Origin of the sequence: Streptomyces sp. NPDC050416, from assembly GCF_044458845.1 — a bacterium.
Lineage (GTDB): Bacteria > Actinomycetota > Actinomycetes > Streptomycetales > Streptomycetaceae > Streptomyces.
Genome location: NZ_JBITII010000015.1, coordinates 139,871 through 159,794, shown reverse-complemented (window position 1 = coordinate 159,794; position 19,924 = coordinate 139,871). Strand labels below are relative to the sequence as shown.

General features: G+C 70.2%; 19 protein-coding genes and 2 pseudogenes. 5 read left to right on the top strand and 16 right to left on the bottom strand.

The window, feature by feature from the left end; all coding sequences use genetic code 11:
- The first annotated feature begins 118 nt into the window (after positions 1-118).
- Positions 119-2,176, top strand: a complete 2,058-nt coding sequence (locus tag ACIBL4_RS36100; protein ID WP_399416027.1) for an RICIN domain-containing protein — start codon at positions 119-121, stop codon at positions 2,174-2,176.
- Positions 2,177-2,963: 787 nt separating this feature from the next.
- On the opposite strand, the gene ACIBL4_RS36095 is transcribed toward ACIBL4_RS36100, so the two are convergent.
- The 3 genes from ACIBL4_RS36095 to ACIBL4_RS36085 form a co-directional block, all read right to left on the bottom strand.
- On the bottom strand, positions 2,964-4,292 hold the full coding sequence (locus tag ACIBL4_RS36095; RefSeq protein ID WP_399416026.1) for a class I SAM-dependent RNA methyltransferase: 1,329 nt from the start codon (positions 4,290-4,292) through the stop codon (positions 2,964-2,966).
- A 127-nt stretch (positions 4,293-4,419) separates the two neighbouring features.
- Positions 4,420-6,471 (bottom strand): APC family permease, encoded by a 2,052-nt coding sequence (locus ACIBL4_RS36090; protein WP_399416025.1) that lies wholly within the window; start codon positions 6,469-6,471, stop codon positions 4,420-4,422.
- Between the two features lie 317 nt (positions 6,472-6,788).
- Entirely contained in the window at positions 6,789-7,715 is a 927-nt protein-coding gene (locus ACIBL4_RS36085) for a PfkB family carbohydrate kinase (RefSeq protein WP_399416024.1), read from the bottom strand.
- A 245-nt stretch (positions 7,716-7,960) separates the two neighbouring features.
- Between ACIBL4_RS36085 and ACIBL4_RS36080 the strand changes: the two genes are divergently transcribed.
- Positions 7,961-8,632, top strand: a complete 672-nt coding sequence (locus ACIBL4_RS36080; RefSeq protein WP_399416023.1) for a potassium channel family protein — start codon at positions 7,961-7,963, stop codon at positions 8,630-8,632.
- Positions 8,632-9,309 carry a TrkA family potassium uptake protein gene (locus tag ACIBL4_RS36075; protein WP_010035052.1) on the top strand — a complete coding sequence of 226 codons (678 nt, stop codon included), beginning with the start codon at positions 8,632-8,634 and terminating at the stop codon, positions 9,307-9,309. The genes ACIBL4_RS36080 and ACIBL4_RS36075 overlap by 1 nt, the downstream gene beginning before the upstream one ends.
- A gap of 193 nt (positions 9,310-9,502) precedes the next feature.
- Here the strand turns inward: ACIBL4_RS36075 and ACIBL4_RS36070 are convergent, their stop codons facing one another.
- The 9 genes and pseudogenes from ACIBL4_RS36070 to ACIBL4_RS36030 all read right to left on the bottom strand — a co-directional run bounded on the left by ACIBL4_RS36070 (position 9,503) and on the right by ACIBL4_RS36030 (position 15,193).
- Positions 9,503-10,231, bottom strand: coding sequence for a DUF3159 domain-containing protein (locus ACIBL4_RS36070; RefSeq protein WP_399416022.1), 729 nt, complete (start codon positions 10,229-10,231; stop codon positions 9,503-9,505).
- Positions 10,232-10,234: 3 nt separating this feature from the next.
- On the bottom strand, positions 10,235-10,633 hold the full coding sequence (locus ACIBL4_RS36065) for an OB-fold nucleic acid binding domain-containing protein (protein ID WP_078602751.1): 399 nt from the start codon (positions 10,631-10,633) through the stop codon (positions 10,235-10,237).
- 65 nt (positions 10,634-10,698) lie between these two features.
- On the bottom strand, positions 10,699-11,382 hold the full coding sequence (locus tag ACIBL4_RS36060; RefSeq protein ID WP_399416021.1) for a response regulator: 684 nt from the start codon (positions 11,380-11,382) through the stop codon (positions 10,699-10,701).
- Positions 11,379-11,642, bottom strand: a pseudogene (locus tag ACIBL4_RS36055) (histidine kinase); the annotation flags it as partial. The gene ACIBL4_RS36060 and the pseudogene ACIBL4_RS36055, both read right to left, overlap by 4 nt.
- Before the next feature lie 81 nt (positions 11,643-11,723).
- A pseudogene (locus ACIBL4_RS36050) lies at positions 11,724-11,825 on the bottom strand (hypothetical protein); the annotation flags it as partial.
- Between the two features lie 131 nt (positions 11,826-11,956).
- On the bottom strand, positions 11,957-13,132 hold the full coding sequence (locus ACIBL4_RS36045; protein WP_399416019.1) for an alginate lyase family protein: 1,176 nt from the start codon (positions 13,130-13,132) through the stop codon (positions 11,957-11,959).
- A gap of 165 nt (positions 13,133-13,297) precedes the next feature.
- Complete coding sequence (locus ACIBL4_RS36040; protein ID WP_150483441.1) at positions 13,298-14,050, bottom strand: DUF3710 domain-containing protein; 753 nt, start codon at positions 14,048-14,050, stop codon at positions 13,298-13,300.
- Position 14,051: 1 nt separating this feature from the next.
- Positions 14,052-14,612 (bottom strand): dUTP diphosphatase, encoded by a 561-nt coding sequence (gene dut / locus ACIBL4_RS36035; protein WP_399416018.1) that lies wholly within the window; start codon positions 14,610-14,612, stop codon positions 14,052-14,054.
- Positions 14,609-15,193 (bottom strand): PaaI family thioesterase, encoded by a 585-nt coding sequence (locus tag ACIBL4_RS36030; protein WP_399416017.1) that lies wholly within the window; start codon positions 15,191-15,193, stop codon positions 14,609-14,611. The genes dut and ACIBL4_RS36030 overlap by 4 nt, the downstream gene beginning before the upstream one ends.
- Before the next feature lie 58 nt (positions 15,194-15,251).
- Here ACIBL4_RS36030 and ACIBL4_RS36025 point away from each other — a divergent pair, with 58 nt between their 5' ends.
- Positions 15,252-15,710 carry a DUF3093 domain-containing protein gene (locus ACIBL4_RS36025; RefSeq protein ID WP_399416016.1) on the top strand — a complete coding sequence of 153 codons (459 nt, stop codon included), beginning with the start codon at positions 15,252-15,254 and terminating at the stop codon, positions 15,708-15,710.
- Positions 15,711-15,782: 72 nt separating this feature from the next.
- Here the strand turns inward: ACIBL4_RS36025 and ACIBL4_RS36020 are convergent, their stop codons facing one another.
- From ACIBL4_RS36020 to ACIBL4_RS36005, 4 genes are all read right to left on the bottom strand, one after another.
- Positions 15,783-16,733 carry a hypothetical protein gene (locus ACIBL4_RS36020; RefSeq protein WP_399416015.1) on the bottom strand — a complete coding sequence of 317 codons (951 nt, stop codon included), beginning with the start codon at positions 16,731-16,733 and terminating at the stop codon, positions 15,783-15,785.
- A 13-nt stretch (positions 16,734-16,746) separates the two neighbouring features.
- Complete coding sequence (locus tag ACIBL4_RS36015) at positions 16,747-17,043, bottom strand: DUF4193 domain-containing protein (RefSeq protein ID WP_003993510.1); 297 nt, start codon at positions 17,041-17,043, stop codon at positions 16,747-16,749.
- A gap of 405 nt (positions 17,044-17,448) precedes the next feature.
- On the bottom strand, positions 17,449-18,681 hold the full coding sequence (locus ACIBL4_RS36010) for a sensor histidine kinase (RefSeq protein WP_399416013.1): 1,233 nt from the start codon (positions 18,679-18,681) through the stop codon (positions 17,449-17,451).
- 3 nt (positions 18,682-18,684) lie between these two features.
- Positions 18,685-19,338 carry a response regulator transcription factor gene (locus ACIBL4_RS36005; protein ID WP_016432179.1) on the bottom strand — a complete coding sequence of 218 codons (654 nt, stop codon included), beginning with the start codon at positions 19,336-19,338 and terminating at the stop codon, positions 18,685-18,687.
- 407 nt (positions 19,339-19,745) lie between these two features.
- Here ACIBL4_RS36005 and ACIBL4_RS36000 point away from each other — a divergent pair, with 407 nt between their 5' ends.
- Positions 19,746-19,919, top strand: a complete 174-nt coding sequence (locus ACIBL4_RS36000; RefSeq protein ID WP_010035018.1) for a hypothetical protein — start codon at positions 19,746-19,748, stop codon at positions 19,917-19,919.
- The last annotated feature ends 5 nt before the right edge of the window (positions 19,920-19,924 follow it).

Genomic DNA, 19,924 nt, shown 5'->3' with positions numbered 1-19,924 from the left:
TTCCCGTACGCCGGGCGCGGTGCACGCGCCTTCCGGGCTTGCCGCTTGCCACCCTGGTTCCGTCCCGACGCGGCAGACACCGGTCCATCCCACCCATTCCCTGTCCTGAGAGCCGCACATGTCCCCTGCACGGTTGGGCGCCAGACCCGGCGCCGCTCAGCGTTCCCGCCCCAAGACCCTGCTGTTCCTGTTCCTCGCACTGGCCGTCGCCGCGGCGACGATCCTTCTGCCGGCCGCGGGGCGGGCGCAGGCCCTCTCCCGTCCCTCGCAGACGATGTACACCCCGCCTTCGGGTGCGCCTTCGCCCGGTTCGCTGTATCCGCGGGTGCTGCGCCTGCAGCACAACGGATCAGCCAACGGCACCCTGCTCTCCACCTTCGAGCAGTACACCTCCGGTCAGCCCGTCTTCCCGATCTACCGCAGCACCGACAACGGCAACTCCTGGAGCAAGCTCTCCGACGTCGCCGACACCCAGAACGGCTGGGGCATGCGCTGGCAGCCCGAACTGTTCGAACTGCCCACAGCCATCGGCGACTTCCCGGCCGGGACGATCCTGGCCGCGGGTGACTCCGTGCCCTCCGACCGGTCGGCCACCAAGATCGACCTGTACGCCAGCACCGACCGCGGGCAGACCTGGAGCTTCGTCACCAACATCGCCACCGGCGGCGCCGCCTTCGACACCAACGGGAACACCCCGGTCTGGGAGCCGTTCTTCCTGGTCTCCGGCGGCAAGCTCATCGTCTACTACTCCGATCAGCGCGACCCCGACCACGGCCAGAAGATCGTGCACCAGGTCTCCACGGACGCCCGCACCTGGGGCCCCGTCGTGGACGACGTGGCCATGCCCACCGCCAGTAACCGTCCGGGCATGCCGACCGTCGCGAAGCTGCCGAACGGCAAGTACGTCATGTCGTACGAGTACGGCGGTGCTCCCGAGGGCAACTTCTCCGTCTACTACAAGATCTCCTCCGACCCGGAGGCGTTCGGCTCGGTCACCGGCATCCCGCTGCGGACGACGGACGGCGTGGTGCCGCAGAGCGCTCCCTACATGACCTGGCTGCCGACCGGGGGCGCCAACGGCACCCTCGTCGTCAGCGCGAACAGCGCCGAGGACCTGTTCATCAACACGCAGAACGGCGCCGCGAACACCTGGACGCGCATCAGCGCCAACGTGGCCGGCGGCTACAGCCGCGGCATGACGTCCCTCCCCGACGGGCACAGCCTGCTGATACTCAGCGCGGGACGCGGAGGCAGCAACCTCTCCAACCCGGTCACCTACAGCACGATCGACCTGGGCGGCGGCATCTCCGACGGTGCCACCTACACCGTCTCCAACGCGAACAGCAGCCAGCTGCTGACCATCGCGGGCGGCTCCACCACCAACGGCACCTACGCCACCCAGCAGAGCGCCGACAACGCCGGCGACCAGAAGTGGCGGTTCGTGCAGCAGTCCTCCGGCTACTTCAAGATCTTCAACGTGGCCAGCGGCAAGGTCCTGGGCGTGGAGAACCAGTCCACCGCCAATGGCGCCAAGGTCCTGCAGTGGGACGACAACGGCACCGTGGATCACGAGTGGGCGGTTTCCCCGCACCCCGCGGGTGGCTACTCCCTGGTGAACCGGCTGACCGGCAAGTACCTGGAGATCCCCGGCGGTTCCACCACCGTCGGCACCACCGCCGGGCAGTGGGCCGCCACCAGCTGCGACTGCCAGCGCTGGAACCTCACCCAGACCGCCCTGCCGCCCCTGGGCACCGGCCAGTACGTGCTCGTCAACAAGAACAGCGGCAAGTACCTCGACATCCCGAACGGCTCCACCACTGCCGGCACCGCCGTCGGCCAGTGGCAGAACACGGCCTGCACCTGCCAGCTCTTCACCTTCCAGTCCGCGGGCAGCGGCGCCTGGACCATCAAGAACGCCAAGAGCAACCTCAACCTCGACATCCAAGGATCCTCCAGCGCCACGGGCGCGGCCGTCGTCCAGAACACCGCCTCCAGCGCCGCCTCCCAGAAGTGGACTCTCACCGAGGCGGGCGGCGGGTACTACAAGCTCCGGAACGTGAACAGCACCCTCGTCGCCGGCGTCGCCCAGTCCTCCACCGCCGACGGGGCAGCCGTCGTCCAGTGGGGCAACGCCGACCTCGACGACCAGCTCTGGAAGATCGTCCGGATCAACTGACAGCTCCCACGGTCCATGACCAGGGGCGGGAACCGCCGACGAAGCGGTTCCCGCCCCTGCCGTCAGCCCAGGCCGAGCGGCCGAGGCGCAGCTGACCGTCCTTCCTGCAGTGACCGATGTGAACCTCCTGCCTGCGACAGACGACCCCACCACGACGCGGACCCGCCGACAGGGCTGCCTGCGCGCGGTGGGTGTCACCACGCTGGTCCTGCTGGCCGCCGCGGACGTGCTCATCGGCGTCGCCAACGGCAAGACCCTCTGGCCGGTGCTCCTGCTCCTGTCGCTCGGCCTCGCGGCTGTTCTCCGGCCCGGTGCCCATCGGCCCGCGTGGCACCCCCCTAACTGCGGGCCGCGTACCAGCCGGTGCTTCCCTGCCGCTGACCGCCGTGACCGCGACGACGGAGCGGATACGCCATGTTCGGCCCCGGTGAGGTGGCGGTCCTGCTCTGCCTGCTGATGAGCGCCGTCCGTACCTGCCCACCACGGTGGGCGGCCTGTGCGCCGTGCTCACCGGCGGGGCAGCCATCGCGGCGCCGCTGTGCTTCTACCCGACCGGCACCCAGGACGACGCCTCACGCTCCGTCAGAAACAGCGCCGACCGAGCGTCAAGACATCTCCCGAACCCGTCTCTTACGGAGTTGAGGCAGAACGTTCCAGACCCACGCCCCCGCTGCGAAATCGCAGGTGAGCCACGTGGCTGGAACCTACAACATGCTCCACGCAGTGGACTTCGGGAAACAGGTCGAGCACCACCGACCACATCTGGAAAACCCAAGAAAGTCGCAGGTCAGAGCCCCTTTGCAGCAGGCTCCAAAATCGCCACGCACTCCACGTGAGACGTCATCGGAAACAGATCGAACGCCCGCAACGTCCGCACCCGATACCCCCCATCCTGGAAGTACCCCAGATCCCGGGCCAACGCAGCCGGATCGCAAGCCACATACGCGATCCGCCGCGCCCCCAGCGACGCCAGATGCTCCACCGTCTTCCGCCCCGCCCCGGCCCGCGGCGGATCCAGGACGATCAGGTCGACTTCCGTGATCCCCGTGCGCGGCAGCACGCTCTCGACCTTGCCCTGTTCGATGCGGACGCGGTCGAAGTCGGCGAGGTTGTGCCGCGCGTCCTCCACCGCCCGCTTGCCGGACTCGATGCCGAGGACCGCGCCCTGCTCGCCGACCCGGTCGGCGAGGGCGCCCGCGAAGAGGCCGACGCCGCAGTACAGGTCGAGGGCCATGTCGCCCTTGCGGGGCAGGAGGCCCTGCATGACGGCCGTCACCAGGGTGTCCGCCGCCTGCGGGTGGACCTGCCAGAAGCCGCCGTTGCCGACGCGGTAGGTCCGGCCGTCCGCGCGCTCGCGGACGAAGGGACGGCCGTGGACCCGGTGGACACCGCCGGAGCGCTCGTCCACGCGCAGCACCGACACCGGGCGGTCGAGCTCGACCAGCGGGAGGCGCGCACCCGGCTTCGGCGTGAGGATCACCTGGCGGTCCTGCGAACCCGTCGCCGCGATCGCCTCGACGGAGTCCATGCCGGTCCACACCCGCTTCTCGATGCCCAGCTCGCTGACCCCCTCCGCGGCGATCATGCAGTGGTCGATCGGCTCCACCTCGTGGGAGCGGTGCCGGCGCAGGCCCGCGCGGCCGTCGGCCGTGACCGCGTACTGGACGCGGGTACGCCAGGACGGGACCTGGCCCGCGGGCACCTTGTCGCCCTCGGCGGGCATCACCGTGCCGTCCCAGCCGGCCTCCTCCGGGGTGAGACCGGCGAGGTGCTGGAGCTGCTCGGCGATGACGTCGGCCTTCAGGCGCCGCTGCGCGCCCGGCTTGGCGTGCTGCCAGTCGCAGCCGCCGCAGCGGCCGGGGCCGGCGAACGGGCAGGGCACGTCGATCCGGTCCTTGGAGGCCTCGAGCACCTCCACCGCGTCCGCGCGCAGGAACCGGGCGCCCTGCTCGCCCTCCGTCACCCGCGCCACGACCCGCTCACCGGGCAGGGTGTGCCGGACGAACAGCACCTGGCCCTCGGACGTACGGGCGATGCAGTGGCCGCCGTGGGCGACGGGGCCAATCTCGACCTCGTACTCCTCCCCCACCAGCGACTTCCTCGGTTCTGCCTGCATGGTGGGGTGACTCCAAAACACGTGAGGGGCAAGGGCCGAACGGAAACGGCCGGACAACAGCCCACCAGTCTACGTGGCTGCCACCCGACCGCTTCACACGAGCCGTCGCGTCACACGGGCCGTCGCCTCACGACTTGTCCTCGCTGGACTCCTTCGACCGCACCTGTGCCGGCCCCCGCCGCACCGAACCCGGCGCGTTCCACTCCGCCTGCCTGCGGGCCCGCTTCTTGGCCGCCTCGGAGGACTGGAGCTGGTAGGGCACCGAGGTCACCATGATTCCCGGCGTGAACAGCAGCCGGCCCTTCAGCCGCAGGGCGCTCTGGTTGTGCAGCAGGTGCTCGTACCAGTGACCGACGACGTACTCGGGGATGATCACGGACACCGCGTCCCGCGGCGACTCCTTGCGCAGTCCCTTGACGTACTCGATGATCGGCCGCGTGATCTCGCGGTAGGGCGAGTCCAGGACCTTCAGCGGTACGTCGATGCCGCGCCGCTCCCACTCCTCGCGCAACGCCTTGGTCTCCGCCGGGTCGACGTTGACGCTCAGGGCCTCCAGGCTGTCCGAGCGCATCAGCTTGGCGTAGGCCAGGGCGCGCAGCGTCGGGCGGTGGATCTTGGAGATCAGGACGACGGAGTGGATGCGGGACGGCCGTACGCTGTCGTCGCTCGGGCCCTCGGGGGCGGCGATCTCCTCGGCGACGCGGTCGTAATGCTTACGGATCGCCGTCATCGTCGCGTAGAAGATCACCATGCCGAGCAGGGCGACCCACGCGCCGTGCGTGAACTTGGTGACGAGGACGACCACCAGCACGAGGCCGGTGAAGAAGGCGCCGAAGGCGTTGATGGCCCGGGAGCGGATCATGTGGCGGCGCTTGGCCTGGTCCTGCTCGGTGGCCAGGAGGCGGTTCCAGTGCCGGACCATGCCGGTCTGGCTGAGCGTGAAGGACACGAACACGCCGACGATGTACAGCTGGATCAGGCGCGTGGAGTCGGCGCCGTAGACGCCCACGAGCAGTCCGGCGGCGCCCGCGAGGAGCACGATGCCGTTGGAGAAGGCGAGGCGGTCGCCGCGGGTGTGCAGCTGGCGCGGCAGGTAGCGGTCCTGGGCGAGGATCGAGCCGAGCAGCGGGAAGCCGTTGTAGGCGGTGTTCGCGGCGAGGAACAGCACCAGCGCGGTGGCCGCGGCCAGCACGATGAACAGGAAGCTGCCCTTGCCGAAGACGGCCTCGGCGACCTGGGAGATCACCGGGTTCTGCACGTAGTCCCCGCCGAGCGGGACGCCGTTGTGGAAGAGGTCGCGGGCCGGGTTCTCGGCCATGCGGACGTCGGTCGCGGCGGCCAGCGCGATGATGCCGCAGAACATGGTGACGGCGAGCAGGCCCATCATGGCGAGGGTGGTCGCGGCGTTCTTGGACTTGGGCTTGCGGAAGGCCGGGACGCCGTTGGAGATCGCCTCGACGCCGGTGAGGGCGGCGCAGCCGGAGGAGAAGGCGCGCAGCAGCAGGAAGACCAGGGCGAAGCCTGCCAGGCCCTGGTGCTCGGGTTTGATGACGTAGTCCGCCGTCGGTGCGCGCATGGTGTCGTCCAGGACCAGTCCGCGGAAGGCGCCCCAGGCGATCATGGTGAAGACGCCCGCGACGAAGACGTACGTCGGGATGGCGAACAGCGAGCCCGACTCCTTCACGCCGCGCAGGTTCATCAGGGTCAGCAGCACGATCACGCCGATCGCGCAGAGCACCTTGTGCTCGACCACGAACGGGATCGCGGAGCCCAGGTTCTCGATGCCGGAGGAGATCGACACGGCGACGGTGAGGACGTAGTCGACGAGCAGCGCGCTCGCGACCGTCAGGCCGGCGCGGGGGCCGAGGTTGGTGTTCGCCACCTCGTAGTCGCCGCCACCGCTGGGGTAGGCGTGCACGTTCTGCCGGTACGACGCCACCACGGTGAACATCAGCACCACGACCGCGACCGCGATCCACGGACTGAAGTGGTACGCCGTCACACCCGCGATCGACAGGACCAGCAGCACCTCCCCCGGCGCGTACGCGACGGAGGACAGCGGGTCGGAGGCGAAGACGGGTAGTGCGATGCGCTTCGGCAGGAGCGTTTCCCCCAGCCGGTCACTGCGCAGTGCGCGCCCGATCAGGATCCGTTTGGGCACGTCGGTCAGTTTGGACACAACAGTGGATCGTAAGCGTTCGATTGCGGGCTCGCCCACCCGCCACCCCTCATCGGCGTTCCGTCTGCTCTCCGAGTGAATTCAGAGGCTGCTGCGGCTGCGGATTCAGCAGGTCCCGCGGATCCCATGCCTATATGACTAAGCCCCGTCCGTCTCCCGGCCGTTGCCGCCCCCGGAGGTCCCATGCACCCCACCGCAGAACTGATCGGCGCCGCGGCCACACTCTTCGTCCTCGGAATCCTCACCGCGGCGAGCGTGCGGAGCATCAGCCGCCGCAAGAACGTGTCGCCGGACACTCCCTAGAGACCGGACACTCCCTAGAGATACGAGCCTGGTGCCCGCTCCAGTTCCGCCACCCCGGCCAGCAGTTCCTCCCGCCCGATGCTGTCCGTCCGGGTCGACGGGACCGTGCAGGCGTATGCCCCGGCCACCGTGCCGTGCAGGGCGCAGTGGTGGGGCGGTGCGCCCTGCAGCCAGGCGTGGAGGAACGCGGCGGCGAAGGCGTCGCCCGCGCCGTTGGAGTCGACGACCGGTGCCGGGGGCGGGGCAGCGGGTACGTGGGTCAGCTCGCCGTCGGCCAGCAGGTACGCGCCCTCCGCGCCGGCGGTGACGACGACGGTCCGGGCCCGGCCCCGCTCGGTGATCCGCCGCATGGTCCGCTCCGGGTCGGCCAGTGCCGTGCAGGAGAGGAAGACCAGGTCGGCCTGGTGGGCGAAGGTCTCGTGGTAGGGGTCGGAGCCGTCCCAGTCGTGCAGGTCGGTCGAGATCGTGATGCCCGCCTCGCGCAGGACCGGCAGCGCGTGGGCGCACGGCTGGGTGATGACGACATGGGCGTGCCGGCTGGCCGCGGCCAGCTCCCGCAGCACGGCCTCGGGCAGCCGGTCCGTCTCCGCCGAGCGCGTGGCGTCGTACAGCGACAGCCTTCTGCCGTCGGGGCCGACGAGGTTGACGGCGCGCTTGGTGCCGAGCGGCTGGGGGACGGCGGTGAGCGCGATGCCGCGGTCCCGGTGCAGGGCTCGGACCAGCTCGCCCTCGGGGTCGTCGCCCAGCATGTCGACGTGGTGCGTACGCAGCCCCAGCGCGCTCGCGGCCAGCGCGACGAAGTCCCCGCTCTGGCCCGCGCGCGTCACGATCCCGGGCCGGATCATGTGACTGTCGGCGAACGGCACGGGCAGCTCGGGCACGTGCACGATCGTGTCCACGCCCGCGCCACCCAGGACGAGGACGTCGATCTCGGTACTCATGTCGGTTCCCTCCCCGCCGGGGCCCGGCAGGGCCCTCGGCAACCCCCTCGACTTTGCCGATACGTTGGACTCGGGCAGTCGAACGCGGCACCGCCCCCGGAAGGCATCATGACGCGATTCCACCGGCATGATGTTGCCTGGCGGCCCGCACTCAGGCCGCGACTGGTGCCTGGCGAGCCGAAAGAGAGACATGAGCAGGACATTGTTGACGGTCAGAGGGCCCGTAGGAAGCACGGTGTGACGCGATGCATATTGTGATCATGGGTTGCGGAAGGGTGGGCTCCGCCTTGGCCCAGAACCTGGAGCAACAGGGCCACACGGTCGCCGTGGTCGACCAGGACCCCACCGCCTTCCGCCGCCTGGGGTCCTCCTTCGGCGGCCGCCGGGTCACCGGGGTCGGCTTCGACCAGGACACCCTGCGCGAGGCGGGCATCGAGGAGGCCGGCGCCTTCGCCGCCGTCTCCAGCGGCGACAACTCCAACATCATCGCCGCGCGCGTGGCCCGTGAGATGTTCGGCATCGAGAACGTCGCCGCCCGCATCTACGACCCCCGCCGCGCCGAGGTCTACCAGCGCCTGGGCATCCCCACCGTCGCGACCGTCCGCTGGACGGCCGACCAGATGCTGCGCCGCCTGCTCCCCTCGGGCGCCGAGCCGCTGTGGCGCGACCCCACCGGGGGCGTCCAGCTCGCCGAGGTCCACACCTCCCCCGCCTGGGTCGGCCACAAGATCAGCCGGATCCAGGAGGAGACGGGCGTACGCGTGGCGTTCCTGACCCGGCTCGGCGAGGCGGTCCTGCCCACCTCGCAGACGGTGTTGCAGGAGGGCGACCTGGTGCATGTGATGATGCGCACCGACGAGGTCGACAAGGTCGAGGCCGTGTTCGCCAAGGGTCCCGAAGAGGAGGGCGGTCACTGATGAGGGTCGCCATTGCCGGTGCCGGCGCGGTCGGCCGCTCGATCGCGGGCGAGCTGCTGGAGAACGGCCACGAGGTCCTGCTGATCGACAAGGCGCCGACCGCCATCTCGGTCGAACGCGTCCCGCAGGCCGAGTGGCTGCTGGCCGACGCCTGCGAGATCACGTCCCTGGACGAGGCGGCGCTCCAGCGCTGCAACGTCGTCATCGCCGCGACCGGCGACGACAAGGTGAACCTGGTCGTCTCGCTCCTCGCCAAGACGGAGTACGGCGTTCCGCGGGTGGTCGCCCGGGTGAACAACCCGAAGAACGAGTGGCTGTTCAACGAGTCCTGGGGCGTGGACGTCGCCGTCTCCACACCGCGTCTGATGTCGGCCCTGGTCGAGGAGGCGGTGAGCGTGGGCGACCTGGTCCGTCTGCTCCGGTTCAGCCACGGCGACGCCAACCTGGTCGAGCTGACCCTGCCGGAGGAGTCGGCCCTGGCCGGCACGCAGGTCGGGGACGTCGAGTGGCCCGAGGACACGTCCCTGGTCACGATCATCCGCGGCACGCGGGTCCTGACGCCCTCCCGGGAGGACTCCCTGGAGGCGGGCGACGAACTCCTCTTCGTGGCCGCGCAGGCCCGTGAGGAGCAGCTGGAGGACCTGCTGTCGGTACGCCGGGACAGCGCGGCTAGCTGAGCGGGCCCCTGGTGGGGGCACGCAGAAGGGGCGTCCTGGATTCTCAGGACGCCCCTGTCTCTTGCTTCACTTCTCGACCGACCGCGTCGGGCGGCCGCTGGGCACAGGTCCCGGCGGTCTGGGGGCGGAGCCCCCAGCAGGTCCGGCACGAACGCCGGGCACTATCCGGCAGGTCCGGCACTGACGCCGGGCACTACTCGGCCGACCGGGCGGCAGCCCCCCGCTCCCTCTCCTCCGCGGCCTTCTCCTCCGCCTCCATCTCCGCGAACACGTCGATCGGCGCGGGCGCCTTCGCCAGGAAGACCCACGTCAGCCACACGGCGAGCAGGAACGGCGGGATCTTCAGGGCGACCAGGACCCAGCCCAGCTGTGTGGTGTCGGCCCACCAGTACAGCGGGAAGAGGATCGCGCACTTGGCGAGCAGGATCGCGCCCCACGCGTAACTGGCCTTCGCGTACGCCTTCTTGCGGCCGGGGTTCCGCGTGCGCCAGGAGAGGTTCTCCTTGAAGACCGGGCCGAGGATCAGCCCGATCAGCGGGACACCGCACAGCGTGGTGATGATGTAGGCGAGTCCCAGGCCCAGCGTGTAGAGCATGCCGGGCAGGTAGAAGTCCTTGGCGTTGCCGGTCATCATCGCGAAGACGACACCGAAGGCCACGCCGAAGACACCGCTGAAGGCGTGCTTGACGGTGTCCTTCATCACCAGCCGGACCACGACCAGCACCAGCGACACGGCCAGCGCCGCGATCGCCGACAGGTGCAGGTCCTTGTTGATCGTGTAGATGGTGACGAACAGCAGGCCGGGCACCACCGTCTCGACCATGCCCCGCACGCCGCCGAACGCTTCGAACAGGGCGGCCTCGGTCACCGCCCGGGCGTCGTCCGCAGATGTCTCTTCGGTCGGCTTGTCGAGCGACGTCACCGGCTACTCCCGTCCGAGGGGTCTCAATTCGTACTTGGGATTGAACAGCACCCGGCGGCCCCGGCTCATCGAGATCCGACCCGATGCGATCAGCTTGCGCCCCGGTTCTATGCCCACGATGGAGCGCCTGCCGAGCCACACCACGTCCAGCGCGGCGGAGCCGTCGAACAGCTCGGCCTCCAGGGCCGGGACGCCGGCGCGCGGCCGCAGGGTGACCGTGCGCAAGGTACCAGTAACCGTCACTATCTGCCGGTCCTGGCAGTCTCCGATCCTGATACAGCCCGTGGTCTCGGTGTCCTCGCGCAGCTCCTCGGACTCCAGGTCCTCCTGTGACGAGGAGAGCCGGTCGAGCATGCGCCGGAACCGGCCCGCAGGCTTCTGCGAACGAGGAACAGCACTCATGTATAGAGCGTACCGGGGGCTGCTGACAGCCACGTAGTCCCGGGGCTCTGCGGACCCCCGGGACCTCACTTCTCGAACCGGTACCCCATCCCGGGCTCGGTGATGAAGTGCTTCGGACGGGAGGGGTCCGCCTCCAGCTTCCGCCGCAACTGCGCCATGTACACGCGCAGATAGTTGGTCTCGGTCCCGTACGACGGCCCCCACACCTCCTGGAGCAGCTGCTTCTGCCCGACCAGGCGGCCTCTGTTGCGGACGAGAACCTCCAGCAGGTGCCACTCCGTGGGGGTCAGCCGTACGTCCTTCCCGGCGCGGCCGACCTTCTTCGCGGCCAGGTCGACGGTGAACTCGCCGGTCTCCACGATCACGTCGTCCGCACCGTCCCCGGCCGGTTCGGCCCGGCGCACGGCGGCCCGCAGCCGGGCCAGCAGTTCGTCCATGCCGAAGGGCTTGGTGACGTAGTCGTCGGCGCCCGCGTCCAGCGCCTGGACCTTCTCGTCGGAGGAGTGCCGGGCGGACAGCACCAGGATCGGCACGCGGGTCCAGCCGCGCAGGCCCCTGATCACTTCGACGCCGTCCATGTCGGGCAGACCGAGGTCGAGGACGACCACGTCGGGGTGGCGGGCGGCGGCGAGCCGGAGGGCGGTGGCGCCGTCGTGGGCGGCGTCGACCTCGTACGTGCGTGCCCTGAGGTTGATCACGAGGGCGCGCACCATCTGCGGCTCGTCGTCGACCACCAGCACACGGGTCATGAGGAGGCCTGCCTTTCCGGTTCTGCCGGGTGTTCCGCCACGTTGTCATCTTCCGGGCGCGGGGCGTCGCCGTAGCGCTGGAAGGGCTCGAAGATGCGCTCCTTGGCCTCGTCGGGGACGAGGTCGGCCATGGCCCGCTCCAGCAGCCCTGGATCCACGCCGCCGATAGGGAGGGTCTCCGGGACGTCCGGGCCGCCGCTGCCGTCGGGCACGCCGCCGAGCGCCACCGGCACCACCTCCTCGACGTCCGCCGAGCGCAGGGAGGTCACCTGGTCCTCCGCGTCCCGCCAGCGCTTGGCGTTGCGGGAGCCGGGGACGTCGGTGTGGGCGGCCACACAGTCGGTGCCCCGCTTGATACGGCGGTGCGCCCCGGAGGGCATCGGGTACGTCTTGCCGACGCCCGGTGCCGCACCGAGGTGGATCCGAAGCTTGCCCCGTGCCATGGCCCCATTGTCTTCCGGTCCGCTGCCTGCGCGGCCTCGACCTTACGGCCGGGAAGGGCGGCACATCGGTGCCGGGCGCGTCGGCGGGGCCGTCTTTGACGAAACCCTGACGCGCCCGGCCGCTCAGCGGGTCACGCGGGGTTGTCGCCGTGGGTGAGGGTCTCCCAGGCGACGAAGAGGTTGTTGCTGCCGGCGGGGCGGCCGCGCAGGGTCAGCGTCTCGGTGTTGGTCATGGCGTGTCCGAGACGGTTGGCCAGGGCGTTGTGGCCCACCTCGGGGACCGGCCCGAGCCCGAGCTTCAGGGAGCCGCCGCACAGCCAGTCCGGGGCGGCTGCGCCGAGCTGGTACTTGGCGTGGAAGCCCAGCCCGTGCCGCAGCCGCTCGCCGACGTCGGTGCCGTAGAGGTCCTGCCCCTGGATGCGGCTGGTCTCGGCGACGTGCGAGACGGCCGAGAGGCCGTACCCGGTGTGCGTGAAGTCCCGGCAGGTCTCCTGGCTGAGACCGTCGACGAAGGTCGACTGGCCCTGCCAGTACTTGACGATCTTCTCCCGGGTGTTCAGGTTCTGGCTCGGCACGGTCTTCGGCAGGTCGCCGTCGGAGGCCAGGTAGACGTAGGCGGCCGTGCGCGTGCGGAACTTCGCCATGGCCTTGTCGTACGACGCCCTGTCCTCCAGGAAGACGGAGATGCCGACGGCGGCCTCCATCATCGACAGCTCCCAGTTGCCGTTGGAGTTCGAGCCGTTGATCACCTCGGGGAGGTAGACGTTCCGGAGCATGGTGGCGAAGCGGCCGGAGTGGGCCCAGGTGCCGGTGTACGTGTACTTGATGATCTCGGCGGCCCTGGGCCAGGAGGAGCCGGCCCAGCCCGTCTGGAGGGGCGCGTTGCTGTTGGTGTGGTCCCGGATCACGCCGGACCAGGCGTCCATCAGCTCGATGGCCTTGCGCGCGTGCCGTTCGTCGCGGGTGACGTACCAGGCGAGGGCCTGGGTGTAAGCGGCGATCGCGTCCTCGCGTTCGTCGGTGCAGCCGTTGTCGGGCTTGGAGTACGAACCGCACTCGACGACCGCCCGGGGCTTGGGCGTGCGGTTCAGGTCGGCGTACGTGCTCGCCATCATCCGGTCGAAGGCGCCCTTCCAGGGCTGGGCGCCCGCGTTGACCTTGGCGCGGGTGAAGTCCAACTGGCCCTTGGAGACGGTGACTCCGGGGTGGACGAAGGCGGCGGGGGCGCTGGGAGCGGCGCCGGCGGGCCGGGCGAGGGCACCGGCGACGAGGGCGCCCGCAGCCGCCAGGAGTGCGGTTCTGCGCATACGTGGGGGCCTTCCGTTCTCGTACATGAACGTGAAGCGCCTTTATGAACAGACGCGTTGGACGGAGAACGGTAGGTACAGACCAATACCCCGTCAAGGCTCCTCGCAAGAAGCATGAGAAAGGGCCGCACCCCCGGGGGTGCGGCCCTGTTGACTCCGTGGTGCTCAGCGAACCTCGGTGATCTCCGGTCCGCGCTGGAGCTGGCCCATTCCGCCGGCGAAACGGGAGCCCTCCTCCTGCTGGATGCCCTCGGGGACCATCTGGGCGTCGTTGGGCAGCTTCAGGACGATCGGGTCGCGGGGCGCCATCGGGCCCTCGCCACGGACCACGACGGTGTCCCGGAAGATCTGCTCCAGGAGCCCGGCGGCCTGCGGCTGCACCGCGCCCTGACCCGAGATGACCCCGCGCAGGAACCAGCGGGGGCCGTCCACACCGACGAACCTCACGACCTGGAAGCCGCCGGTGCCGTCCGGCAGCTGCACCGGCACCTGGGCCCGCAGCTCCCAGCCCAGCGGACCCTCGACCTCGTCGACGATGCCGCCCTGCTGGGTGATGCCCGAGCCGATCTCCTCGCGCACCTCGCCCCAGATGCCCTCGCGCTTGGGCGCGGCGAAGGCCTGCAACTGGATGGCGCTGTCCCGCAGCACGACCGTCGCCGCGACGATCGCGTCACCCGCGACCTCGACCCGCAGCTCCATGCCGTCGACGCCCGGCACGAACAGACCGCCCAGGTCGACCCGGCCCTCGCCCGGGTCGCGCACCTCGGAGCTGTCCCAGGGCCCGTCGGGCCGCGGCGCCGGCTCGAGCCTCAGGCGCTCGCCCTCGCCGCCCGCCTCACTGTCGACACCGTCGACGACCTGCTCGGCCTCGCCGGCCGCGCCCTCGGCGGCATCCCTCTTCTTGCGACGTCCGAACACGTCACTGTCCTTCCCGGTCGGATACGACCGAAGCGTATCGATTCCCACCCGCCTGACCGCCCAGGGCGGCCTGACCGCTTGTGCCGCTCGTCCCGTCCACCGCGGCGTGTCCTCCGGTGGACCCGAAGCCCCCCTCGGCCCGCGCGGAGCCGGGAAGCTCCGCCACCTCCTGGAAGCGGACCCTCTCGACCTGCTGGACGACCAGTTGGGCAATCCGGTCGAAGCGCTCGAACCGCACGTCCTCGCGCGGGTCGAGATTCACCACGATCAGCTTGATCTCCCCACGGTACCCGGCATCAACCGTCCCCGGGGCATTCACCAGGGCGACGCCGCAGCGGGCGGCCAGGCCGGACCGGGGGTGCACGAAGGCCGCGTACCCCTCCGGCAGCGCCACAGACACTCCCGTGGGCAGCACGGCCCGCTCGCCCGGCGCCAGCCGGCACGCCTCGGTGGTGCGCAGATCGGCTCCCGCGTCCCCGGGACGCGCATACGACGGAAGCGGTACGTCCGGATCGACGCGCCGGATCAGCACGTCGAGCTCTTGACGGGTCTCACGGCTCACGGGTTCACCTCGAAGGCACGGGCACGCCGGATCTGGTCCGGGTCGTTCATGGCCGCCTGGATCTCCTCCTGGCGGCCGTGGTCGACGAAGTGGTCGACCTTGACCTCGATGAAGAGCGCGTCGGCACGCACGGCGACGGGCCCGTCGGGGCCGCCGACGCGTCCGGTGGCGGTCGAGTAGATCTTCCGCCCGGCCACCGCCGTCACCTCCGCCTCCAGGTACAGCGTGGTGCCGACGGGCACGGGCAGCAGGAAGTCGGTCTCCAGCCGTCCGGTCACGGCGATGGTGCGCAACAGCCAGTTCAGCGAGCCGAGCGTCTCGTCCAGGGCGGAGGTGAGCACACCGCCGTGGGCGAGACCCGGGGCGCCCTGGTGGGCGGGCTGCACCGTGAACTCGGCGGTGAGCGACACGCCCTCGCCGGCCCGGGCCTCGAGGTGCAGCCCGTGCGGCTGGTCGCCGCCACAGCCGAAACACAGGTTGTAGTGCGCGCCGAGGGGCTCACCGGGCGCCGGGGCGTCCGGATGCCGCACCGGCCGTACGGCGTCGGCCGGAGGCTGCAGAGCAGTGGAAGTACGACTCACAGCCGGAGACCTTACCCGCGCGTCGGCCCCGTCCCGACACCGTGTCAAGCTTGGCTCCATGCAGCTCTCCGCCGCCCCGTACGAAGAACGCCTGACCGCTCCCCGGTCCTGGTGGCTGATCTCGTTCCTGGTCGGGGTCTCCATGGCCCTGGTCCTGTTCCCGTTCGGCACGCTGCCGATGCTCGGCGGCCTGGCCGGCGGCACGGCGGTCGCGGCTGTCGCGGCGAGTTCGTACGGCTCGGTCCGCATCCGGGTGGTGGGCGATTCCCTGATCGCGGGCGAGGCGAAGATCCCCGTGGCGGCGCTGGGCGAGGCGGAGGTCCTGGACGCGGAGGAGACCCGCGCCTGGCGCACCCACAAGGCCGACCCGCGCGCCTTCATGCTGCTGCGCGCCTACATCCCCACGGCCCTGCGCGTGGAGGTCACGGACCCGGAGGACCCGACTCCGTATCTGTACCTGTCCACGCGCGAGCCGGAGCGCCTGGCGGAGGCGCTCACGGCGGCGAAGTCGGCGTAGCACACGTGCGCGGGTCTTCATCCGGAGGCTGAGGACGGACGGCCCGCGCGTCCCACCTCGGCGTCGCCCGCCTCAGCGTCCGTCGTCGCGCTTGTCGTCTCTCTCGTCGAAGCGGCCCAAGGGGTCTTCGGTGATCTCGCCCATCTCGAGGGCGTCCGCCGGACGCTCCAGGGCGGGGAGGGTCTCCAGGTCCTCCCAGGGCACCTGGATCTTGCGCAGGTCCTCGCGGATCCGGGCGGCGAGCTTTCTCGTCTCGCTGCGGTTCATGGCCGCCCCGACGGCGGCGCCGACCAGGAACGGCACCAGGTTCGGCATGCTGCGGACCATCCGCTTCATGATCCGCTGCCGCAGCTCGCGCTTCTTGCGGCTGTTCAGCGCCGTGCTCAGCGTCGACGGCTTGGTCGCGTCGATGCCGCGCTCCCCCGACCAGGCGTCGAGATACGCCGTGCTGCGCTGCTTGAGGCTGCCGGGCGGCCGTACGCCGTAGACCTCGTGGAGTTCGGCGATCAGCTTCAGCTCGATCGCCGCGACGCCGGTGACCTCGGCGGCCAGTTCCGTGGGCATCGCGGGCGGCACGGGAAGCATCGCCGCGGCGCCGATGCCCGCTCCGACCGTCGCCGTCGCCTTAGCCGCGCCCGCGACGAGTTTGTCCGCGAGCTCTTCCGGCCCGAGGCCCGGGAACTGCCGGCGCAGGGTCGCCAGGTCCCGTACGGGGACGCGCGGAGCCAGTTCGATGATCCGGTCGGCGAGGTGAGCGAGCCCCGCACGGGCCCGTTCGCCGCCCTTGCGAGCACCTTCCCAGGCCCTCTCCCGGATCGCCCCCGCCCGTCGCCGGGCGACGGGTGCGGGGACGTCGACGGACGCCGGGAGGTCACCCCGGTCCGCTGCCGGTTCGAGCGAGGCCGCCCCCGTACCGGTTGGGCCTCGCTCGTCGTCACGCGCGCCGTGCGGGCCGTCGATCGGCCCTTCGTCCGCTTTCCGCTTGGAAAAGCGGCGCTTCCAGGGAGGGGTCGAGCCAGTCACGGCCGACCCGTCCTCAGTCGCAGTCGCGGCAGATCGGCTGACCGTTCTTCTCCCGGGCCAGCTGGCTGCGGTGGTGCACCAGGAAGCAGCTCATGCAGGTGAACTCGTCCTGCTGCTTCGGGAGCACTCGGACTGCCAGCTCCTCGTTCGAGAGATCGGCGCCGGGCAGCTCGAGGCCTTCCGCGGCCTCGAACTCGTCGACGTCCACTGCGGAGGCCGACTTGTCGTTCCTCCGAGCCTTCAGCTCTTCGAGGCTGTCCGAGTCAACGTCGTCGTCGGTCTTGCGTGGAGTGTCGTAATCGGTTGCCATGTCGCTCTCCCCCTCTGGGTGTCTGCGGTGTCTCCAGCGCACGTAACGCGTGAGAGGCCGGACTTGTGCCCGACCTGAGGCGGAGATTTTGCCTCACATCAAGGTCTGTTACTCAATCGACACCCAACCGGACTCCTCATGAGTGATCGGCTTGGATGGCGATGGGGACCGTACACGGTCCGAATGCCGCACTACAAAGGCGTCTCACCGTGTACTTCCCGTGATCAAGACCCCCGAAAACCGGGATTTTCCCGGCCTTCCGACAGGGTGCATGATCACGGAGAGTGGATGGCCGGAAAGGCGCCGCTGTGATCGATCACACACAGGGCACTTGCGGTGCGATCTCGAAAATTCAGCGCAAAGCGAACATCCCCGTGTGTCGCCGAGTTGATCGGCGACATGATCTCAGACGGGCAGCGTGACTCGCATCACGAGCCCACCCCCTTCGCGCGGCTGTGCGTAGATGTGCCCGCCATGTGCCCGGGCCACCGACCGGACGATCGACAGACCGAGTCCTACGCCCTTGTCGCTGCCCGTGCGTTCGGTGCGCAGCCGTCGGAACGGCTCGAAGAGGTTGTCGATCTCGTACGCCGGTACGACCGGGCCCGTGTTGGAGACGACCAGGACGGCCTGGCCGTGCTGGACGTCGGTGGTGACCTCGACCCAGCCGCCCTCGGCCACGTTGTACCGCACGGCGTTCTGCACCAGGTTGAGGGCGATCCGCTCCAGCAGCACGCCGTTGCCCTGGACGACGGCGGGCTTCTGCTCGCCGCGGATGCGCACGCCCTTGGCCTCCGCCTCGCCGTGCACCTGGTCGATGGCCTGCTCGGCGACCTCGGCGAGGTCCACCGGGCCCCGCTCGACGATCTGGTTGTCGCTGCGGGCGAGCAGCAGCAGGCCCTCGACGAGCTGCTCGCTGCGCTCGTTGGTGGCCAGCAGCGTCTTGCCGAGCTGCTGGAGTTCCACCGGTGCGCCCGGGTCGGACAGGTGGACCTCGAGGAGCGTGCGGTTGATCGCCAGCGGGGTTCTCAGCTCGTGGGAGGCGTTGCCCACGAAACGCTGCTGGGCGGTGAAGGCGCGCTGCAGCCGCTCCAGCATGTCGTCGAAGGTGTCCGCCAGCTCCTTCAGCTCGTCGTCCGGGCCGTCCAGCTCGATCCGGCGGGACAGGTCGGAGCCCGCCACCGCCCGCGCGGTGCGGGTGATCCGGCCCAGCGGCGACAGGACCCGGCCGGCCATCGCGTAGCCGAAGGCGAAGGCGATGACCGCCAGGCCCAGCAGGGCCAGGAGCGAGCGGCTGAGCAGGTTGTCCAGTGCGGCCTGCCGCTGGTCGTTGACACACTGGTTCATGGCGTGGTTGAACTCGCTGGGCGAGGCCTGTCCCGGCAGGTTGCAGATGTCGCTGGTGACCTTGCCCTCGACGATCTTGAACGGCAGCTCGCTGCCCACGTTCAGCGCCTGCGCGGCCAGCAGGTAGATGATCGACAGCAGCAGGATGCCGGCGATCAGGAACATGCCGCCGTAGAGCAGCGTGAGCCTTATGCGGATGGTCGGACGCAGCCAGGGGAGCGGCGGCGCGGGCCGCCGGGGGTCCCAGGTGGGCTTCGGAGGCGCCTGGGGAGGCGCGGGAGTCGCTGCCACGGGCTAGATCCGGTAGCCGGAGCCGGGGACGGTGACGATGACGGGCGGCTCGCCGAGCTTGCGGCGCAGGGTCATGACCGTCACACGGACGACGTTGGTGAACGGGTCGGTGTTCTCGTCCCAGGCCTTCTCCAGCAGCTGCTCCGCCGAGACGACGGCGCCCTCGCTGCGCATCAGCACCTCGAGGACGGCGAACTCCTTGGGCGCGAGCTGGACCTCCTTGCCGTCGCGGAAGACCTCGCGGCGGTTGGGGTCGAGCTTGATGCCGGAGCGCTCCAGGACCGGCGGCAGGGGCACGCTGGTGCGCCGGCCGAGGGCCCGCACACGCGCGATGAGCTCACTGAACGCGAACGGCTTGGGCAGATAGTCGTCCGCGCCGATCTCCAGGCCCTCCACCCGGTCGCTGACGTCACCGGAGGCCGTGAGCATCAGCACGCGCGTGGGCATGCCGAGCTCGACGATCTTGCGGCAGACGTCGTCGCCGTGCACGAGCGGGAGGTCACGGTCGAGGACGACCACGTCGTAGTCGTTGACGCCGATGCGCTCGAGGGCGGCCGCGCCGTCGTACACGACGTCGACGGCCATGGCCTCCCGGCGCAGCCCGGTGGCCACCGCATCGGCGAGCAGTTGCTCGTCCTCGACGACGAGTACGCGCACGTCCCTGGTCCTTCCTCATGTCCACCCGCGTAGCGCCGCACAGGCGCAGCCGGGCAGGGGTCTTCGACGGTCTGTTGGTGTTGCCCTCCATCCTGCCCTTTTCGGCCATAAGTCGGAGGTAAGGCGGGTGAGGGCGCTGGGCCCGATGCGGAATACGAGATTTTCTCCCGCGGTTAGGTTTCCACGGAAGGGAGCTTGGGGAGGACGGCTTTACATCCCACGATCACGCTCTGCTGGCACCGCACCACCGTGCGGTGCGCTTCAGCCCGCTTCCGCAGGGCGGGCGTGGGTGTCCGGCACCGTCGCCGCCCAGCTGAGCGGCGCTGGGCATCCACCGGAGACGTGATCGTCCCTTCCGAACGGCACACCCCCGTGCCAACCCACGACCCAGGACGAGGGGGCGCAGCATGGACGCATTCACCGCAGGACTTCTGCAGCGCATAAGGGCGACCGAGTCCGATCTGTCCCGGGCTCGCGATGAGGGCGACGACTTCCTCGTCGAGGTGGAACAGGGCGAGCTCGACGACCTGCGCCGCCTCGCCGCCGAGCACGGTGTGGAGGTCGGCGCGACGAGCGTCTGATCAGG